Origin of the sequence: Vibrio sp. S9_S30 (genome assembly GCF_014694455.1) — a bacterium.
Classification (GTDB): Bacteria; Pseudomonadota; Gammaproteobacteria; order Enterobacterales; family Vibrionaceae; genus Vibrio.
Map to the genome: position 1 here is coordinate 156,150 of NZ_JAAUWT010000002.1, position 18,131 is coordinate 174,280.

The 18,131-nt window shown below is 43.1% G+C and carries 18 protein-coding genes; 7 read left to right on the forward strand and 11 right to left on the reverse strand.

Features of this window, described 5'->3' with window-relative positions:
* The first annotated feature begins 53 nt into the window (after window positions 1-53).
* Window positions 54-1,103 carry a 23S rRNA pseudouridine(2604) synthase RluF gene (rluF, locus tag HC752_RS02920; protein WP_190333579.1) on the forward strand — a complete coding sequence of 350 codons (1,050 nt, stop codon included), beginning with the start codon at window positions 54-56 and terminating at the stop codon, window positions 1,101-1,103.
* 139 nt (window positions 1,104-1,242) lie between these two features.
* Here the strand turns inward: rluF and HC752_RS02925 are convergent, their stop codons facing one another.
* The 3 genes from HC752_RS02925 to HC752_RS02935 all read right to left on the reverse strand — a co-directional run bounded on the left by HC752_RS02925 (window position 1,243) and on the right by HC752_RS02935 (window position 4,418).
* The gene (locus tag HC752_RS02925; RefSeq protein WP_190333580.1) at window positions 1,243-2,115 is read right to left on the reverse strand and encodes a TraB/GumN family protein; all 873 of its coding nucleotides are present in this window, start codon (window positions 2,113-2,115) and stop codon (window positions 1,243-1,245) included.
* A 326-nt stretch (window positions 2,116-2,441) separates the two neighbouring features.
* Window positions 2,442-3,254 (reverse strand): bifunctional hydroxymethylpyrimidine kinase/phosphomethylpyrimidine kinase, encoded by an 813-nt coding sequence (gene thiD / locus HC752_RS02930; protein WP_190333581.1) that lies wholly within the window; start codon window positions 3,252-3,254, stop codon window positions 2,442-2,444.
* 279 nt (window positions 3,255-3,533) lie between these two features.
* Window positions 3,534-4,418 (reverse strand): hypothetical protein, encoded by an 885-nt coding sequence (locus HC752_RS02935; protein WP_190333582.1) that lies wholly within the window; start codon window positions 4,416-4,418, stop codon window positions 3,534-3,536.
* A gap of 347 nt (window positions 4,419-4,765) precedes the next feature.
* Between HC752_RS02935 and HC752_RS02940 the strand changes: the two genes are divergently transcribed.
* The 6 genes from HC752_RS02940 to HC752_RS02965 all read left to right on the forward strand — a co-directional run bounded on the left by HC752_RS02940 (window position 4,766) and on the right by HC752_RS02965 (window position 11,901).
* Window positions 4,766-5,293 (forward strand): PAAR domain-containing protein, encoded by a 528-nt coding sequence (locus HC752_RS02940; RefSeq protein WP_104400393.1) that lies wholly within the window; start codon window positions 4,766-4,768, stop codon window positions 5,291-5,293.
* Window positions 5,293-5,817 carry a DUF4123 domain-containing protein gene (locus HC752_RS02945; protein WP_190333583.1) on the forward strand — a complete coding sequence of 175 codons (525 nt, stop codon included), beginning with the start codon at window positions 5,293-5,295 and terminating at the stop codon, window positions 5,815-5,817. The genes HC752_RS02940 and HC752_RS02945 overlap by 1 nt, the downstream gene beginning before the upstream one ends.
* Complete coding sequence (locus tag HC752_RS02950; protein WP_190333584.1) at window positions 5,814-9,362, forward strand: hypothetical protein; 3,549 nt, start codon at window positions 5,814-5,816, stop codon at window positions 9,360-9,362. The genes HC752_RS02945 and HC752_RS02950 overlap by 4 nt, the downstream gene beginning before the upstream one ends.
* A 4-nt stretch (window positions 9,363-9,366) precedes the next feature.
* Window positions 9,367-10,335, forward strand: a complete 969-nt coding sequence (locus HC752_RS02955; RefSeq protein ID WP_190333585.1) for a sel1 repeat family protein — start codon at window positions 9,367-9,369, stop codon at window positions 10,333-10,335.
* Window positions 10,336-10,371: 36 nt separating this feature from the next.
* A complete protein-coding gene (locus HC752_RS02960) occupies window positions 10,372-11,340 on the forward strand; it encodes a sel1 repeat family protein (RefSeq protein ID WP_190333586.1) in 969 nt (322 codons plus the stop codon).
* Window positions 11,341-11,472: 132 nt separating this feature from the next.
* A complete protein-coding gene (locus tag HC752_RS02965) occupies window positions 11,473-11,901 on the forward strand; it encodes a hypothetical protein (RefSeq protein WP_190333587.1) in 429 nt (142 codons plus the stop codon).
* A gap of 75 nt (window positions 11,902-11,976) precedes the next feature.
* On the opposite strand, the gene HC752_RS02970 is transcribed toward HC752_RS02965, so the two are convergent.
* From HC752_RS02970 to HC752_RS03005, 8 genes are all read right to left on the reverse strand, one after another.
* Window positions 11,977-13,140: a glutathionylspermidine synthase family protein gene (locus tag HC752_RS02970; RefSeq protein WP_190333588.1), complete on the reverse strand. Its 1,164-nt coding sequence runs from the start codon at window positions 13,138-13,140 to the stop codon at window positions 11,977-11,979.
* 93 nt (window positions 13,141-13,233) lie between these two features.
* On the reverse strand, window positions 13,234-13,857 hold the full coding sequence (locus HC752_RS02975; RefSeq protein ID WP_190333589.1) for a DUF1190 domain-containing protein: 624 nt from the start codon (window positions 13,855-13,857) through the stop codon (window positions 13,234-13,236).
* 10 nt (window positions 13,858-13,867) lie between these two features.
* Window positions 13,868-14,281, reverse strand: coding sequence for a DUF350 domain-containing protein (locus HC752_RS02980; RefSeq protein ID WP_190333590.1), 414 nt, complete (start codon window positions 14,279-14,281; stop codon window positions 13,868-13,870).
* Window positions 14,282-14,301: 20 nt separating this feature from the next.
* On the reverse strand, window positions 14,302-14,937 hold the full coding sequence (locus tag HC752_RS02985) for a YjfK family protein (RefSeq protein WP_190333591.1): 636 nt from the start codon (window positions 14,935-14,937) through the stop codon (window positions 14,302-14,304).
* A 2-nt stretch (window positions 14,938-14,939) separates the two neighbouring features.
* Window positions 14,940-15,965: a potassium channel protein gene (locus HC752_RS02990; protein ID WP_190333592.1), complete on the reverse strand. Its 1,026-nt coding sequence runs from the start codon at window positions 15,963-15,965 to the stop codon at window positions 14,940-14,942.
* A 15-nt stretch (window positions 15,966-15,980) separates the two neighbouring features.
* Window positions 15,981-16,667: a PspA/IM30 family protein gene (locus tag HC752_RS02995; RefSeq protein WP_190333593.1), complete on the reverse strand. Its 687-nt coding sequence runs from the start codon at window positions 16,665-16,667 to the stop codon at window positions 15,981-15,983.
* Window positions 16,667-17,068: a DUF2170 family protein gene (locus HC752_RS03000; protein ID WP_190333594.1), complete on the reverse strand. Its 402-nt coding sequence runs from the start codon at window positions 17,066-17,068 to the stop codon at window positions 16,667-16,669. The genes HC752_RS02995 and HC752_RS03000 overlap by 1 nt, the downstream gene beginning before the upstream one ends.
* Before the next feature lie 307 nt (window positions 17,069-17,375).
* On the reverse strand, window positions 17,376-18,083 hold the full coding sequence (locus HC752_RS03005) for a lipoate--protein ligase family protein (RefSeq protein WP_190333595.1): 708 nt from the start codon (window positions 18,081-18,083) through the stop codon (window positions 17,376-17,378).
* Between the last annotated feature and the right edge of the window lie 48 nt (window positions 18,084-18,131).

The following is an 18,131-nucleotide window of genomic DNA, read 5'->3' on the forward strand; positions in this document are numbered from 1 at the left end:
TTCACACCGATTGTCCTCCGTTGTGAAACGTTAACAAAAGAGAAAATATCAATATGTCTCAGACATCTGAAGCCAAAAGGCTAAACAAATTCATTAGTGAAACTGGGTATTGCTCACGCCGAGAAGCCGACAAGCTTATCGAGCAAGGTAGAGTGACCATCAATGGTGAACTACCGGAAATGGGCGTCAAGGTATTACCCACCGACGACGTGCTGATCGACGGAAACCCTTTGAGGCAAAAAGAGAAACCAATCTATATCGCGTTGAACAAACCAACAGGGATCACCTGTACAACAGAGCGTCACGTTGAAGGCAACATTATTGATTTCGTTGGTCATAGAAAACGCATATTTCCCATTGGTCGCTTAGACAAACCTTCGGATGGATTGATCTTTCTAACCAATGATGGCGACATTGTTAATAAGATCTTACGTGCTGGCAACTCTCACGAAAAGGAATACGTTGTGAGAGTGGATAAGCCGATCACTCAAGAGTTTCTCGATAAAATGGGGAGCGGTGTTGAAATATTAGATACGGTTACGCTTCCTTGCCAAATTTCTAAGGAAACAAAATTTTCCTTTAGAATTGTTCTAACTCAAGGACTTAACCGACAAATTCGACGTATGTGTGAAGCGTTGGGCTTTGAGGTATTTAAATTGCGTCGTGTCAGAATTATGAACATTTCGCTTGATGGTATTCCTAATGGAAAGTGGCGATACTTAACCGATGAAGAAGTCGCCGACATTCACCGTTTGTGTGAATCATCGGTTGGGACGGAAGAAGCTTCTCGCGCAGACAGTCGCGGTAAGAAGATTGAAAAAGCGACGGATGCAAAGCTGTACGATCATCGCCAAAAAGAGCACGCTGAGCCTAAAAAATTCAAAACCTTTAAAGGCAAAGGTACCGATTTTCATCGCCGAGCCAATAAAGGTGGCGAAGGTCAAACGGCTAGACATCATAACGGTACTGTCGATAAGAGCGGGAATAATAAGGGTAGTAATAGCAGTAACCATGGGCAAAAGAGCAGACGATCAGAATCCCTAACTGGTGGGAAAAGTCGTCCATTTAAGGTCAGAAAACCGAGTGGAAAAACGCTGGGTTAAACCTTCGCGCGAAACCAACCCTATCCTTATACAACAAAGGAAGGCACTGTCTTCCTCTGTTGTTCTATTCGTGATACGTCTCTACACGCATGCTATGCGATCGTTTCTAAGGTTGTTTGGTCAGCATGCTCGTTTCCCGCTAGCATTTTACTTTTGATGATTCGGAAAGCTGATGAACGCTCCACCCTAGTTGTTCAAGGAGATCAAGTACATTGTACTTCCCAAGTAAATGTAATACCCCCACCACCACAGTATAGTTGCCCGACGTCTCGAGCCATTGTGAGGCATTTAATTTTTTTACCCAGTCTCGGTTGCGTTGATACAGCAAGGTTTCCAATGCGTCTTCATCAAAGCCCCCTTCTTTGAGTAGTTGAAGGAGTTTATTTTTGTCTCCCGATTTCCACGCTGAAATTTGGCAACGGAATTCATCGTTATACATATCCCAATGCAGGAGTGTCTCTATTAGCAATTGCGCTCCGTTGTTAGGGAGTGCATTGAGAAAACCAAGTTGCTGATTTGCTGTTTCTAATGCTTGGATGGGAACATCGTATTTCAATGCTTGGTTGGTCAGAACGTGATCAACGCCGTCATTGCTGGCGTAACCTAAGCGCTGGAAATTTGCCATTTGAAGTGACAAAGCGGTAAGCCAAGGTGGAGAATTTTGCAATCGAGCATTAGGTAACCCCAACTCTTTGGCGATAGCCCCCAATTTTGATGCTTGTTCTTTATTCAGAATGTCACTGGTCGAAAACTCAGACTTTGGAAAGCGGAGTGATTCTGGAGGATGGTTTAAATCAATCTCAACAATCAGCGCTTCGCTGTCACTTAAAAAGCGATCCACTATGCTGGGCAGCGGGTACATGCTTTTATCGCCGACGTGGATTGAACCCAGTATTAATAAAGTCTGCTCGCCTTTTTGCGCTTTCCAGTAGAGTGGTTCTTTGGCATTGGATGCAAGCGGGAAAACAAGAAATAGAGCCCATGCAACACGCAAGAAAGAAGACAAAGACATAGAAAATTCCTGATGTTGGTTATCGATTTTACGTCGCGTTTCGGTATACGCTCATCGTGACTATGAGTATGTATCTTATGAAGTTTTATCACCCTAAGTAGTATATACCGTCATAGGGCATCATATCCTCTTAATTTAAAGAAAGCAGTGAATTACCCACGCTATTTTCCGTTCTTTTTCACCCGCGCAATCCTCAAGTTGCCTGCTTTTCTAAAGGATTTTTTGCTCAGCATGTATTGCTCAGTATGGTGGTATGTCGGCTGATGAGGTGAGTTTAGGTAGGGAAGCTAAGCCATTGATTATAAGTTGGAGAACCGATTGTGCACCTAATCGGTATAGAAATGATGAACGGGGCCCGAGCCCGTGCCCACGGCTAATTCACCTGAATGAGCGATGGCTTTGGTAATGTAATGTTTTGCCATGCTAACGGATCTTTCTAGTGTATGCCCTTGTGCTAGGTAAGAAGCAATCGCCGACGACAACGTGCATCCTGTGCCGTGCGTATTCTTAGTTAAATGGCGTTTAGCGCTGTATCGAAACACTCTTTCGGGTGTTATTAATAAATCGGTGCTGCTTTCATCGCCTTTCAAGTGCCCTCCCTTTAACAACGTATTACGTGCACCAGATAGCCTCAGTGCGTCTGCCATGGAGCGCATTTCATCTTCATTTGTCGGGAGCGTCGCATTTGTTAATACCACCGCTTCTGGAAGGTTTGGTGTAATCAACGTCGCTAAAGGAAGCAGTGTTTTTTTTAGCGCATCCACCGCCTTGTTTTCCAGTAATGTATCTCCACTGGTGGCAACCATTACAGGGTCGACCACCAAAAATGACGGTTTATACGCTTTAAGCTGTTCGGCTACAGCATGTATGATGTCTTCATTACTCAGCATGCCCACCTTGACCGCGACGACATTCAAGTCAGAGAAAACCGTATCCAGCTGTTGTGCAACAAATTCAGCGGGAACAGAACGTACGCTCGTCACACCATGTGTATTTTGTGCTGTTAGTGCAGTTATCACTGAACATGCATAGCTTCCCGTTACCGAGATGGTTTTGATGTCGGCTTGAATGCCTGCACCGCCACTGCAGTCTGAACCTGCGATGGTAAGCACGATAGGGGTGGTTGGTTTGTTGAACATGGTGACTCCTGTAGAGAGTAATGCGCACGTGAACAGAGGGGGTAGTGCATTCACCAGTGCTAATGCATCCAACAATAGTAAGTCGGAACGGGCGAAAGTGAATAGGGGGTTCACTCACAAGTTGGGTAAATGGTGCCGTATTTTTGACATATCTATTGGCTACAATCGATATTTTGCAGCAAAGGCTTGTAAATGATGAGCAGAGTTTCACCAGTTGCTATACAGATAGACTTGCGAATGAACTCTAGTATCAGTAACGGATTGTTATTAAATTTGCATTTAGAGTAGCTTAATCGATTTGTTCAAAATGATGTTTTTGAACACGAGCAAAAACCCCAGTGGCAGCAAAACAGTTTTTAACAAGAACAGGGCGATGAGCTCCATTAAACTGATAATGGCATCTTCCACGCTGTTTTGTATTACGTTAAGCCGATCGGTTTGGGCACTCAGCTTGCCCGTTAAATTTTCCCATTCTTGTTTAACAGAGCCTAGGAAGCCAGAATCTTCCGTAGGTTTTTCTAACGTGGATGGATCGGATGCTTGTTGAACAAGTGTGGTGACTTCTTCTATGTAAGTGGCTCTGGATTCGATTTGCTGATCCAAAAACAGCGTATCCACCATAATGTTCAAACCAAGGGAAATCACCACAGCAAACCGAATCAGCACCATAAACTTAAATACCGAGAACCACTGTTTCGTGTAGCCCTGCATAATGGGCGACCAAATAGACACCAATAACCCCAAAGCACAAATGGCCAACAACGCATTGGCAAGCTGCGACGACATCATGATCAAGAGGACTTTTTGCAGAGCCAAGGAGCCGACCGCAAGCGTCATCACCCACGCGAACTTGTCGATTAAATCGCTCACTGGATTCAGAACTTGCCCCAGCGTAATAGAAGCCACTCCAACGGAGACTTCTGCACTCTTAACGAGCGAGATTGCTGCATCTAACGTACGGGCAGTAGCAAAACTCGCCCCCGCAACCAACATGCTTTCGTTCACCCTCTCATGAGCTTTCTCGTCTGTAACCCGCACAAACCCAAGTACCGTAATAGCAACAACCAATAGCGTTATCCATATCTTTTTGGAAGACGAAAGTTGCGCAGAGGGTAAAGGTTGAGGGAGTGGGCTTTTTTGATCCGAGCCGAAAGAATGTTCCATGTAAGTCATACCAAAGGGATGGGAGAGAAAAAGACATTATAACCAGCGTTAGAAGGTGTAGGTGTTAATAAGTTGGAAAAATAAGGCATTGGGGTTCTGACTGGCTTCTAAATTCAAAACTCCCTTATCATACTTCTATCAATAATTTCTTTCTAATTAAAGGGTTACAAGGTTCTGTGTAAAAATGCGGCAGAAATCAATCTACTGCCATATGGAACGGTGTATCTAATTGAGAGATTTGAACCTCTATGCTATTTTCGCGCGCTAAATAAGTGGTTAGTTTCATATTGAGTTGATTAACATTAAAGGGTTAATGGCTCTCCGGTAGGCTGCGCGAAGGAAAAATAATGGGAAAACCAGCTGCACATGTAGGCTCTGCTCATACTTGCCCCGCTGTAACGGGGAAAGTTCCACATGTTGGGGGGCCAGTTGCCGCTGGCTCGCCTAATGTATTTATCGGCGGTATGCCAGCAGCGAGACAAGGAGATATGTGTGTTTGCGTTGGCCCTCCCGACAGCATAGCCGCAGGCTCTTCTGGCGTATTTATCAATGGTAAACCAGCGGCTCGTCAGGGCGATGGCACATCACATGGTGGTTCCGTAGCTTCTGGTAACCCGACGGTTTTGATTGGGGAAACAGGTGGTGGGGCGTCTGGTGGTGGATCAAGTATTTTAGACAGATCACAAATGCCTCAACACCGAGAGCCACCCGAAAACAATGACCTTGCAGAGGCGACAGAATTTGTTCCTGTAGTACCGTCACTTGCCTCTACCGCAGAAAGGTTGGAAGCCTTCGCCTATTTGGATATCCCTATTGCTGAGATGTGCCAAAAAGGGATGGGTAACAATGCACATACCGATTGCGAGTGTGCGTAATGGTTGATCATAAATACATCCTTGTACTAGACGAACTCCGTACAGGCTTTTTAGAAGAAATTAGAACATTAAATGAAGATCAATGGGGATTATTGTATCAAGGTACACATTGGATGCCCCAGATAGACAAAAGCCCCGTTTGGGTGGAAATAAGCCCTAAATGCGAATTATGGAATAATTGGCTTTCTGATGATGTCTGGGCAAGCAGTGGTGTGGTTTTTGAGTTCGCCATAGAAACTAAGAAACAGGATATTCTTGATACATTACAGCGTAATATCACGATATACAGTGAAGACCAACGTTGGTTTTTCTTTCGTTTCTATTCTCCCAATACCATATCCAAGTGTATTCCTATGCTCGACGAAAAAAGCATCTCTGCCTTTTTGGGGGCAGCGTCATCACTCTACGTTTCCCCTCGTTCTACTGAAAATCGAAAAGTACAGAGATTGAAAAACAACCATCCTAATGTGAGCAACCCACGATTAGTTCTAAGCACTAAGTTAGTAAAGGAATTGATGTCATGAAAATTGGCAAATATATAATACAACGCGGAGATCAATGTTCTGAAATAACTAAGGCGCTTCAGACAGAACAAGCCTCCATAGATGCACTCAGTATCCTTAACTTAAGTGACATTGGTCAATGTCGATCAGATGGAAAATTGCTCCCTCCAGTTATCGATAAAGTCGATGAATCTGATAAAGAAATGCCTCAAGAATTACCCAATGATAAACTCGTCGCAGCACAATGTGAGAGACCAGAGTTTGTCGATGCACTGTATGTCCTTGAAAATCCGAAAACAAAAAAAAGTCAGTACATCCTGCTAGATGAGAATGCCAAAGAATGCGTTGTTAGCGACGCAAAAAAATGTGCAGACAAAATCAAGGGAAGTAGAGAAGAAACGGTTAAAGGGCTTGCCTCTCTTGGGTTACTAGAGCCATTTAATGTACTGAGCCACGAATACTTTCTAAATGATGGCGATAAAAGTGCCTTAAAGCGGGCAAATATCGAAAAAATCCTCCTTGGAGAAAGCCTAAATAAAACTGAAGTAATCAGGATTCCGAATGACGACGAAACCCTTGGGTTATCTGGAATGGGGCGTGAGCTTAAAAATATACAGAGAAGATACGAACAAGAACAAGCGTTCATAAAGGAATTTTTTGGTGATTCTGACACCGCAATGGCAACAGGCTATTGGGGAGCAACTCAAGTCAACAGAAAAGACAAAGAACACGCGGTTGATGTAACAACGCTCAATGCATTAAGAAGGCTCCAAAAAAAGGCGATAGGTCAACTAGAGGGGCATATAAAACACCTAAAAGATAAAGCGATAGAAACGGCTGAAAAAACCGAAATTTCCAACAAAACCAATAAATACAAATTCAGCCAAAAACAATACTACACCTATGATTATCATGAAGATATTGATAGAGCATTGGCAAAGTTAAGCAGTTGGAGACGTCGCTCTGGCATTATCGATAACCTGAAAAAAGATGACGTAAGCAAAAATACAAGCGTACTGGATTTGGATGACGTTTTTCGCTTTTACAGGGAGTTTATCTCAGTCGTGCCCATTTTAAAAAATAAACATGAAAAGCAGGATGTAGAGGACGTACTGAGAAACTATGACAACATCGTTTACCGCTCCTTCTTTCCTATTCTGTATACATTAAACAAGCTAAATGTTGTATTTAAAGAACAATGCTTAAGTGTTGGTGAGCTATTTAATGGTAAGGATGAAGTTACATTTGCAGTAGATAAACTTTGTAAAGAGAAAGTCAGTGTTAAAGAAATCACAACCTTACTAGAAAAAATAAACACCCAAAATTTAGGGTTTTATCCCGCGTATGTGTTAAAAATTTCGATTTTAAAAGAAATCGCGTACCGAATTGGTGCATTTAATGACCTAGTAGAAAAAAATGAAGAATTTTCTGAATACATAAATTCAATTATCACCTACTCAGAAAAGGCATCGAGAAGATTAAGAGACTTAAAACATAAAATTCAGAGAAATGCTCGAAATCCTGAAATGTTTTTAGGTCCTAATGACTTAGCTGAAGACAGCGCTAAAAACTATAGCCCCTATCCGATAGTGCTAGATGAAAGAAAGTGGAAACCAAGAAACTTAGACAAAGTCATCATCGCAAAGCGAGCTGAAGAGATGGTGCATATTGTTGAATGCTCCTTAGCAAGCGATCCTGAAAAGCGTTTATATATTTTATCCAACAACCCGGTGCTAAGTGAAAGCGCATCCAAAAATAAATTATGTTCAAAACCAATAAGCTTTTCTGGGTACAGCCACGTTGCTGGAGATGGAGCGATAGGAAAAGTACCAGAAAATCTGCTTAAGCAAATTGCTGGGAACACAGAGCTAAAGTTCGCTGAATGGAAGTTTCTTGAGAGCAAGGCGTATATTGGTGATGACGACTGGGTAAAGTCGGTCCCCTTCCCTTGGAAAACAGAAAAAACGGATCTATTTGGGATTAAAGGTGAGTTAAACACAAGCGGTGAAGCTCAGTTCATGCGTTTTGTAACAGAAGCTTCTACAGCAATTACTGGGGACAGTTTCAATAAAGATCACATACTAGCTAATGCTGATATTAAAGTCGGCATCGACTTAGCGACGGCACAAAACTCCTTCGACTTTTATATACCGAACAAGACAAGTTTTATTGACCTTGATATTCCATACATAAAAAAAACAGAAAAACCAGATGGCACCATAGTAAAAGAAAACAAAGTGAAAAAACTCGGTGGCGCGCAACTGGTAATAAACGGGAAAGTTTTTGGAGCTATTGCCGCCAGTATTCAGGTCTCTAATGGAATATACGTTGGTAACGCCAATGAACGTGGGTTGGGTGTGAGAGGTATGGTCAACAATGAACAAGACTACAGCAACTACACGGTGACGACGTTAGGGGATGGTAACAAGGAAGGCGCTTCGACATTTGCAGCAGGTGCTGCGGTAAGCGCAAAGGCATTTGCCGGAATAGAAGTAGGCGGCAGTGTAAAGGCGAACTTTCTATGGAAGCCAGAGAACAGCAATAAAGTGCTCAATCTCTTTAATATAGGGGTGGGGGCGCGATTAACTCTTGGTTTTGGCTACGAGTTTTTGTTGCAAGTAACGTTACACAACGGAAGGCTGATTTTTGTCACGAATGTTCAGGCAAGTGAAGTCGTCGGGATAGGAGGAAAAATCGCATCGGAAATAAACATGAAGGCGGCAGACCAATTCTTCTCTGCCCTATTAGAAGTGATGCAAGAACCTGGCTTTTCTCGCTACAGGATTTTCGCCGAACCACTCGATGGGGAATTAGATACCTTCGTTGTGTTCAATATGGTTATTACCGTAGCGATGGCATACGGGTTGACCATAGCTCAAGTCCTTTTACTGCCTTATAAGATGATACTGAATATGGAAAAGGTTGCGACAGAGAAAGACACGGCATCTTTCGTAGCAAACTTTATTCTCTCAGAAGACAATCAAGTTAAAAACTCTGGTTGGATAAAGAATATGCCAGCGGAAACATTGGCAAAGGTGCTTACAGTGCTAATTAACTATACATCTATACCAGATATCGCAATATTTGATTACCAAAAAGAAAATAGAGATAAAATAGCTCGAAGAAACCAAAATCAACGCTTTGCAATTATTAGGATTTTAGAATGGTTAGGCGGGAATAATCCAGATTTACAACAAATTAGCCGGTTTGAAAATGCAGTCCAAAGAATGGGTTTATCTCAACCAACTAAGATAAATGATGAAGAAAAATGGCAGCGTTACGCCAATAATGTAATAAGTTTAAGAGGTTTCTTTGTTATTTCACAAGATGATTATTATGAAGAGCCAAATGACAAAAGTAAAAAAGTTTATATGGTAAAAGTAAATGATAGCTTCAAGTTGTTTAAAAAAATGATTATTAAATTTACTATGCTTAATCAAATAATGGAGAAGCCAAAGTTTAATGGGCGTGGAGGAGCAAGTGAAAAGTTAGAATATATTTCTGCTAGTGAACGTAATATAAGTAAACTTAGAGCTATCGGATACCGAAATATTAACTGGTTGTAATATCATGAAAAAATTATTTTTGTTAATTTCTATACTTTTTTGCCCATTCCTATGGGCTGATAATTCAATTGAGCGAGGTATTCGCCTCTTTAACCAAAAAGAATATGCTTTGGCTCAAGAACTGCTTTTAGAAGAATCAAAAAAAGGCAGTGCTTACGCCACCTATTGGCTCGGGGTGGTTCAATATAAAAATGGTGAGCACTTTGAGGCAGGCGATACGTTTTTAAAAGCAGCAGAGATGGGCAGCCCGTGGGCAATGGCAATTCTCGCTGGTAAAGAGTTAAACATAGATAGCCCATGCGATTATTTAGGTTGGCCTTGTGATGAGCAATGGGCTGGCAAGGCATTTGAAGGATGGAAAACTCAAGCCGAAAATGGGAACGGCAAAGCTATGTATGCTATGAGGGTAAAGAAGCCTTATTGGTGGGAGCTTGTGCCTTACTACCGATCTTATAAATCAGAAGAAATCTATAGCCAAGCCTTTGAAAAAGGTTCCGATAGAGCCGTAATGCGAATCGGCAGTTGGGTTTCAGAAGACAAAGCTCTGGAATATATTAAAGCGGCAGCAAACAAAGGCTACGCACCAGCTATGGTCTCTCTTTATTATCACATAGAAGAAACCAACCCAGTCGAAGCAGGGAAATGGCTAGATAAAGCTATAAAGTTAGGGTATCCAGAGGCGGCTGAAGCTCTTTATTTTAAATATCATCTTGATTCCCAAGATAATAAAAAAACATACTACTATAACAAATTATTTGGGATGATGGGAGGAAGGGAAAGAGATAGTAGCTATTTTCTTATTGAAGCTGTTAAAGTGGATGGTAGCGCAGTATTTGATGAGGATGGAAAGATGGTAACCCGAAGATTAATCTCCCAAGAAGAACAAGATGAATTAGACCGCCAAGTAGAAGAATTTGTCAAAGACATTAAAATTAACCTCTTCCTAGATGAAACTTCCATCGAATTATTTTAACAAAAAAGCGCCTTACTCAGGCGCTTACTTTTTATTGTGAAACCATTACTGTTTTTATTAATGCTGTTCATTCCACTGTGTTCTTGGGCAAATGATTCAATAGAACAAGGTATTCGCTTTTTTAACCAAAAAGAGTACAACCAAGCACAAGAAATACTCTTAGAGGAATCCCTAAAAGGAAGCGTTTACGCTACTTATTGGCTCGGGGTGGTTCAATATAAAAATGGCAAACACTTTGAAGCAGGCGATACGTTTTTAAATGCTGCTGAAATGGGTAGCCCATGGGCAATGGCAATTCTCGCTGGTAAAGAGTTAAACATAGATAGCCCATGCGATTATTTAGGTTGGCCTTGTGATGAAAAATGGGCTGATAAGGCATTTGAAGGATGGAAAATTCAAGCCGAAAATGGGAACGGAAAAGCCATGTTTGCTATGAGAGTAAAGAAACCTTATTGGTGGGAACTTGTACCTTTTTACCGTTCTTACAAGTCAGAAGAAATTTACAAAGAAGCATTTGAAAAAGGTGCTAACAAAGCGGCATTAAGAGTAAGCAGTTGGGTCTCGGAAGATAAAGCTCTGGAATATATTAAAGCGGCAGCAAACAAAGGCTACGCACCAGCTATGGTCTCTCTTTATTATCACATAGAAGAAACCAACTCAGTCGAAGCAGAAAAATGGTTAAATAGAGCTCTAGGATTAGGGTATCCAGAGGCGGCAGAAGCACTTTATCTTAACTATTCTGTTGATGTGAAAGATAACAAAAAAGCGTATTACTATAACCGGTTGTCTGGTTCTCTAGGTGGCCATGAAAGAAATAATAATCGCTTTCTGATAGAAGGTGTAAAAGTTGATGGTATGCCATTATTTGATGAAAATGGAAAGCGAGTTACTAGAAGAGTCATTTCTCAAGAAGAACAAGATGAATTGGATCGCCAAGTAGAAGAGTTTGTTAAAGACATTAAAATCAACCTATTCCTAGATGAAATATCCATCATTTTGTTTTGATTAAAAAATTAAACGAAAGGGGCGGTAAATATATTATATTTTTTTAAGTTAATGATAGAAAGTTAAGATAAACATTATGATGTTTAAGTAAGGTTTTAGTTTGTTTGTTTTTTATAAGTCAATGGTTGGTGTATGAATATTAAAAGTATTTTCTTTGTTTTTCCATTACTCTTAGTTGCATGTTCAGATGACAATAGTAATGCAATAGAAAAGCATTTAGAAAGTGGTTATTTGGTGAAAAATGATGGATGGTCGGTACTTGAAGTAACTAAGGAAAAAGGTCTTGGCTATTATGCATCTGTAAGAATGAGTGAAAATGATATGCGTACATATAACATGTTGTATACATTAGCTAAAAGGTCTGGAGACGAATATTTTTCCAATATGGATGAATTAGAAGAAAAATATAGAGAACTTACGGAGTCTTTTTGCCCTAATGCGTCCACACCTGAAGGTAAACAATTCTGGAGCTCAGTGAGTATAAAATCATTCACTGTATCTCCTTATATCGAAGGGCAATTAGGTACATTTGCTTCAGTATATTGCAAAAAAAACGCCTGATATAATTTGGGTGCGAGTACAGTTTTAAATGAAAGCGCCTAATTTAGGCGCTTTTTCTTTATTATTATTCTCTCATCACAAAATAATATGCGGAACATATCGAGCGTAGTCTTGGGTGATGAGTGAATCATCTTCTCGGATCGACATGCCTGCGGCTCGGTCGTTGACGAGCCAACTGCCGACAAGGGTGTGGCAGTTATTGAATACGGGCAGTGGGTGGTATGCCTGAATGATTGCCCCCTCTTCGCCATACGGTCCATCTGCTGCTGCGACCTCTTTTCCGTCTTTGAAAATGGAAATATTCGCCCCTTCGCGTGAGAAGATTGGCTTGACTACGTAGTCTTTTAATGTGCTGGCTTGAGGATCGTCCGAGAAATACGAAGGTAATAGGTTAGGGTGATTCGGGAACATCTTCCATAACATGGGAAGCAGCGCTTTGTTCGATAAAATCGACTTCCACATCGGCTCTAGCCAATTCACTTTTGCACCAACAAGGTGTTGCGCGTATTCTTCGTTGAACATGAATTCCCATGGGTAGAGTTTGAACATCCAACGGATCGGATTATCTTTTAGATCTGTGAATTCATGCCGTTGGTTGATACCAATGTCTTCAATAAACACAAACGCCGTCGAGAGCCCTGCTTCTTTGGCGCAATCTTCCAAATATTGAACCGTTCCTCTGTCCTCTTCTGTGTCCTTGCAGCACGAGAAATGCAGCGTTTGACCTGGCTGAGATTTGGCGAGCTGATGGAACCGGTCTATCAGGTAATCTTGCAGAATATTGAATTGGTCGGATCGCCTGTCCAGCTCCCCTGCGTTGACTTTGTCTTCCAACCAAACCCATTGCCAAAACCCTGTCTCGTATAAGCTGGTTGGCGTATCAGCGTTGTTTTCCAGCAGCTTTGCGTGCCCTTTCCCTGAATAAGCAAAGTCAAGCCTTGAATATAAGGAAGGCTCATTGGCTCGCCACGATGTACGAACGTTGTCCCACATTGCGTTTGGAATCTTAAATTTTGCGAGCAGTGCTTCGTCGTTCACCACTTTGTCGACGACTTGCAAACACATCTGGTGGATTTCTTCAGTTGGTTCTTCAATGTCCTGTTCGATTTGCTCAAGAGTAAATTGGTAGTACGCCCGCTCATCCCAATATGGGTCTTCGTACATACTGTGAAAGCCAAAGCCATATTGCTTTGCAAGTGCACGCCAATTTTCGCGCTCTTTGGTTTCGATTCTTAACATCAGAAATATCAGATTCTATGAAGAAAGGTTTGCCAACCTTTATGGTGAACAAAAGAAATAGAGGGCAATATGCCCCCTATTGGTGGTATGACGTTATCCGCCCCAACCCGATTTCTTGCCGCTTGAGCGAGAAGAGGATTTGGATCCAGAAGATTTACTCCAACTGGATTTGGCTTCTACGGTTGAACCAAACCCGCCACGCGACATGGTGCGAGAAATCGCGGGTTGCTTATTGAGATCGTATGACTTGATTTTGACCTTTTTGTATTTCTTGTAGCTGCCATTGCTTGAGCCGTACCAGCTTCCGTCGGAGCCATACCAGCCGCCACGGTAAGTATACAAAGGGCGAGAGTAGTAACCGGAATTCGTCAGCCGAGCAAACATAAACCCACCCAAGGCTGGAGCAAACCAATTTTGGTATTCCGGTTGAACGCAGCCCTGAGAAAAATCGAATTCACAGTCACTTTGGGAGGTGTACCGAGGCGAAGACAAAAATGCCATCTCGGCGGCTTCTTTGTAAGCCGCTTGACACTGTTGATAATAGCCTGGGTTGGCTTCACTGCATTCACCCACTGTTTTGAAGATTTGCGCTTCGGTTGAGTCGTCGGAGCACCCGGTTATTGATGCTAAACCAATGAAAGCCACAAGGGGCTTCATGTCTGCTTGTTGCCAGTCCTTTTTCATGGATGGCAGTATGACTCTTTTACTCCGTTTCATCCGGTGCTCCTTAGTAAGTCATACACGCAGCGTTAAGCATACCTACCGCGATGGAAACACTCGCCAACACAATACCCGCTGAAATTTCATTGTCTTGAATACGCTGAGAGATTTTGGGTAAGAATATAAAGCGCACAAGCATAAAGGCAAGTAACTGAGCCACGAATGCAACGACACCCCAAATAACAAAATCCACCAAGTTGACGGAGTTCGATGCCGCACCCGCAATCGAGATGCTATAACCCACAAACGAGCCAGAAAGTGCCACGGCGGCAGCGATGTTGTTCTCTTTAACGAGCGTCCACTCGTCGTAGGGGGTAAAGCGTATATAAACCAGCTTAAACAGAATTAAGAAAGCGATACAAATCGCAAAGTACGTGACGAAATCCACTAGACCCGCTAGGGATTGAGCGACTAATTCCATGAAAGAGTTTCCTTGTTATGTTATCCAATGACAGAGAAGTCAGTGGGTGATATGTCAATGCCAGTAATATAGGTAACGCAGCGCTCAGCCGTGCCGCTGTTAAAATTTTCTTCACAAGAGATAAGCAGTGATTCGGCCAAATCCGGTGCTGCGTCTCGTTCATAAAGCATGATGAATTGGTCGGTTTCCGATAGAGTTCCGTTGCTGTGATAGGTCTTTTCCGTCATTGCAACAGGTCGGTCGTTATCCCATACCTTGGTAAATTCATGCCCATCAAGTTGTTGAGAGGGCTGAACCAAATCTGTCTCTAGCCAACGATTCCAGCCATCTTCTCTATCAATCGATTGGGTTTCGTAAAAGTAAAACAGCTTCACTTCTGAAACGCCGCCATCGCCGTCACCATGCAGTAAGACTTGAAGATACCCGTCATCGTCGGTGTAGTAGCGCAGCAGTTTGGTTTGGTGATCAAGTTGAACTTCCCCGACCGCTTGAATCAATTGAGTACGAGATGCCCCTTCGATGGTTAGGTGGGGCTCAATCATGCGAAACTTCAAATCATCCAATTCGAATGCGCCGCCTAACCTTAAGCCTAATATTTCAGGTGCGTTGGGCTTTTCCGGCGTGCTGCCTGTTTTTTTCTTAAACCAGTCAAACATGGTTATTTCCAACTAAAGTTATCGATTCGCTCGTCGGCGATATAAAAAATGGTGGTGCCAGCTGTTATTGGGCAATCCAAACTTGGGTTAAGTTCTATTCCTTGCCCTTTATCGATACCAATGAGGGTGGCTTGATGGTCTTTTTTGAAGGAATCAAACAGCTCGCTCACTTGTGTCTCTGTGGCACTGGCGGGAAATTCAACGGAATACTGAGTCATGCCTTGCGTGGAGTTCAATAACTCTTGATGAAGTGCACTGGAGCCGGGGTCAACGGCGGCTTTCGCAAGCATTTCCGTGGCAACGGAAGGGATGCATTCCGCGTTAGGGCAGTGTTGTTTTAGCAAGCGGCTTAATGCCTCATCTTTGAAGTACGCTAACAAGTGGGCATTTGGGCTTTCATTGGCACAATACAGCGCCGCTGAGAGTGTTACGTCATCTTCTGGGTTATCAATGATGATGCAGCTCGCTGCGGATAAGTTGGTTTTCACCATGTCGGTGCATTCTGTGAATGCCGAGACTTTCACAAAGTCAATTTCTGACGGCAGTGGGTTTTCAATGTCCGCTTTTACACAAAGCACAATGCGTCGTCTGCCCGTTTCCTCATGCTGCAACATACGAATTAAGTGCAGGGTTCGTTGTTCATTCCAACCCAACAACAAAATGTGATTTTCCACGTTGACTCTCCGTTTTCCTAATACGCCAGCGCGCCACACCGTGACGACCAAAGCCCCCAGTTGGCTTACTGATATCGCAAATAATCCAAGACCGACAGGGATAACAAAAAACGCCACAATCCAGCGTCCTAGCGGTGTAGCGGGAGACATATCTCCGTAACCGACGGTCGAAGAGGTCACGACAATGTAATACAGAAAGTCGGTGACGTTTGCCGTGAGATCCGATTCCCCTGCAGCCGTCAGTAAAATCCATGATAGGGCGATGTAGCCCGCGGCTAAGCCAAGTAAGCTTTTCGTTCTTAATGAAAATAGGTGGGCATAAACCCACCGTCTTAATGTAAACCACACAGCCATATTAGGGATGCGTCCTTATTTACCTAGGATACGAGCCAGTTCGTCTTCGGCTGAAGATTGTCCACCGGCGGTAATACCCGCATTGGCTAGCTTCTGATCTAGGCTGCTACCAGATTGTGCTTCATGCAGTTCTTCTGCTGCTTCTAGCTGAGCTTGCTTCTCTGCTTGGCGGTTCTTAATGCGCTCAAGAGATTCCACCGCCGTCGTCATTTTACTGTTTGCCCCGACATTGGTCGACGAAACGGAAGCCTGCGCTTTTTGCACGGCTTCATTGGCTTTCACCACATCCACTTGTTGCTCAAGTTGACGGAGCTTGTCTTTGGCTTGCGCGATGTTCACGCGTAACTTTTGCTCAGATACTTTGAACTGTTCAGCGTAGTTTTGCTCTGTGGTGCGTTGGTTGGTGAGCTCGGCAACGCGCCCCGCGCATTCGAGTGCTAAGTCTTGTTCGCCTTTTGTCATGGCATTACGCGCGTGCTCTTCGTACTCAGTAATGCTGCTGTTTAACCCAGCGACTTTATTGTCGGCCAGTTTTCTCTTGGCCACCAAAGAAACCAAGGCTTGGTCGGATTTTCTAAGTTCCTCTTTCGCTTCACGGATTTCTTGATCCAAAATGCGCAGTGCTTGGCTATCCGCCATGTCTTCTGCCGCTTCGTTTACGCCGCCTTTAATGGCTGTAAATAGTTTTTTCCATACGCCCATTATGCTTCTCCCAAAAATTCGTCATACAGTTCGATGAACGCTTCCACATTACGGTACAACGTCGCGATCTCAATCAAGACGCTCTCTTCTTTGGATTGAGAAGAAAGGGATCCGAACGCTACGTAGTAGTCGTTACCTGAAATGGTATTGATGCCGATGGTCGAAAGCGGGAACATTTTGTGAGTTCGTAGGATCTCATCGTTTAAGCCATTGACATCGTGCACTGACGATTGTGCAAATAGCAGCACCTCGACAATGATTTGCTCGCCTGCAACAGCAAGGTATGCTTCTATGCCGTCTTCGTTTCGGATGACAATAGATTGAGAGGATTCGTTGTTTTCGACTGTCCAACCTTCATGATTAGAAAGTACAGGCACTAAGTCGTTGAGTGTCCAAGCCATTTAGATATTCCTTTTATGTATGGAATTATTGTCTGTGCGGTATTCACAGCGTAAGTGTTAGGAGCCAACACCGCGCAAGTATACGAGTTGATATGTACGGTATCATATTGTTCTAATATGGTGATTCATAGCCATAAATAAATTGAGCCACTCTACAAATTTAGACTTTTGTTATGCCCAAGAACTTTGAGGTGGCCTGGGGAGAATGAGGTGGCTTGGGGAAAATCAGGTGACTTGAGTATCAGTGATGGTCTTGCCTACTCAAGCGAATTTATTGCTATGAGTTGTATCACGATAAGTCGCATTGTCATGAGGCGGCGTGCTTCAAAAACGCTTCGGTCAACTGTTGGAATAGAGCATCAACCGTTGGGCGTTCTTTTATATGTTCAAACAAAGAGGTATGGGCATCGGGCTCAATGAATCCGCTATGACCACATAGCTTGTTGCAAAGGTTAACTGGGGCGACAAGGTTTTCCATCACCGCATCAACGAGAATGCATGCTTGAGAAAGCACCACTCGACCGCCGTCTTTTTTGAGCAATACTCGTTGCGCCGTACCAACCACCTTCTTCCCGTTAATGTTTAGGTTGTAGTCGCCATCGCAGTAGGAGTGGGGCGTGGCATGTATATCAACCTTAACGCCCAGAGCGTGAAAAAACTGCGTCAGAATAAAGCACAAATTTTGATACGATTTCTGAATGTCATAGGGAACGCCTTTTTCCCATTGATAGAGGTGCGAGAGGTTGATGATACCCGGAACTTGCGGAACGGGTGCGCCCCCCGTTTTGCGTGACATAAGCCGCCATCCTAAGTTGTTTAGCTCCGATTCCAATTCTTCAGATGCGGCCCATTTCTTGCCAGATGGCAACACCAGCGTGGCGGTTTTCGCTTGCCAAAGCATCAGTACCTGAGAGAGCTCCCCCGATTGAACTTGTTTGAGCAGAATGCTCTCTTTTTCAAAAATATCGTCTACTTCAATACTCTTAAAACGAACCAATTTGTTTTTAGAAACCATAGGTATATTCACTTTGGGAATTGAATGATCGTCATATCGTGCGGAAGT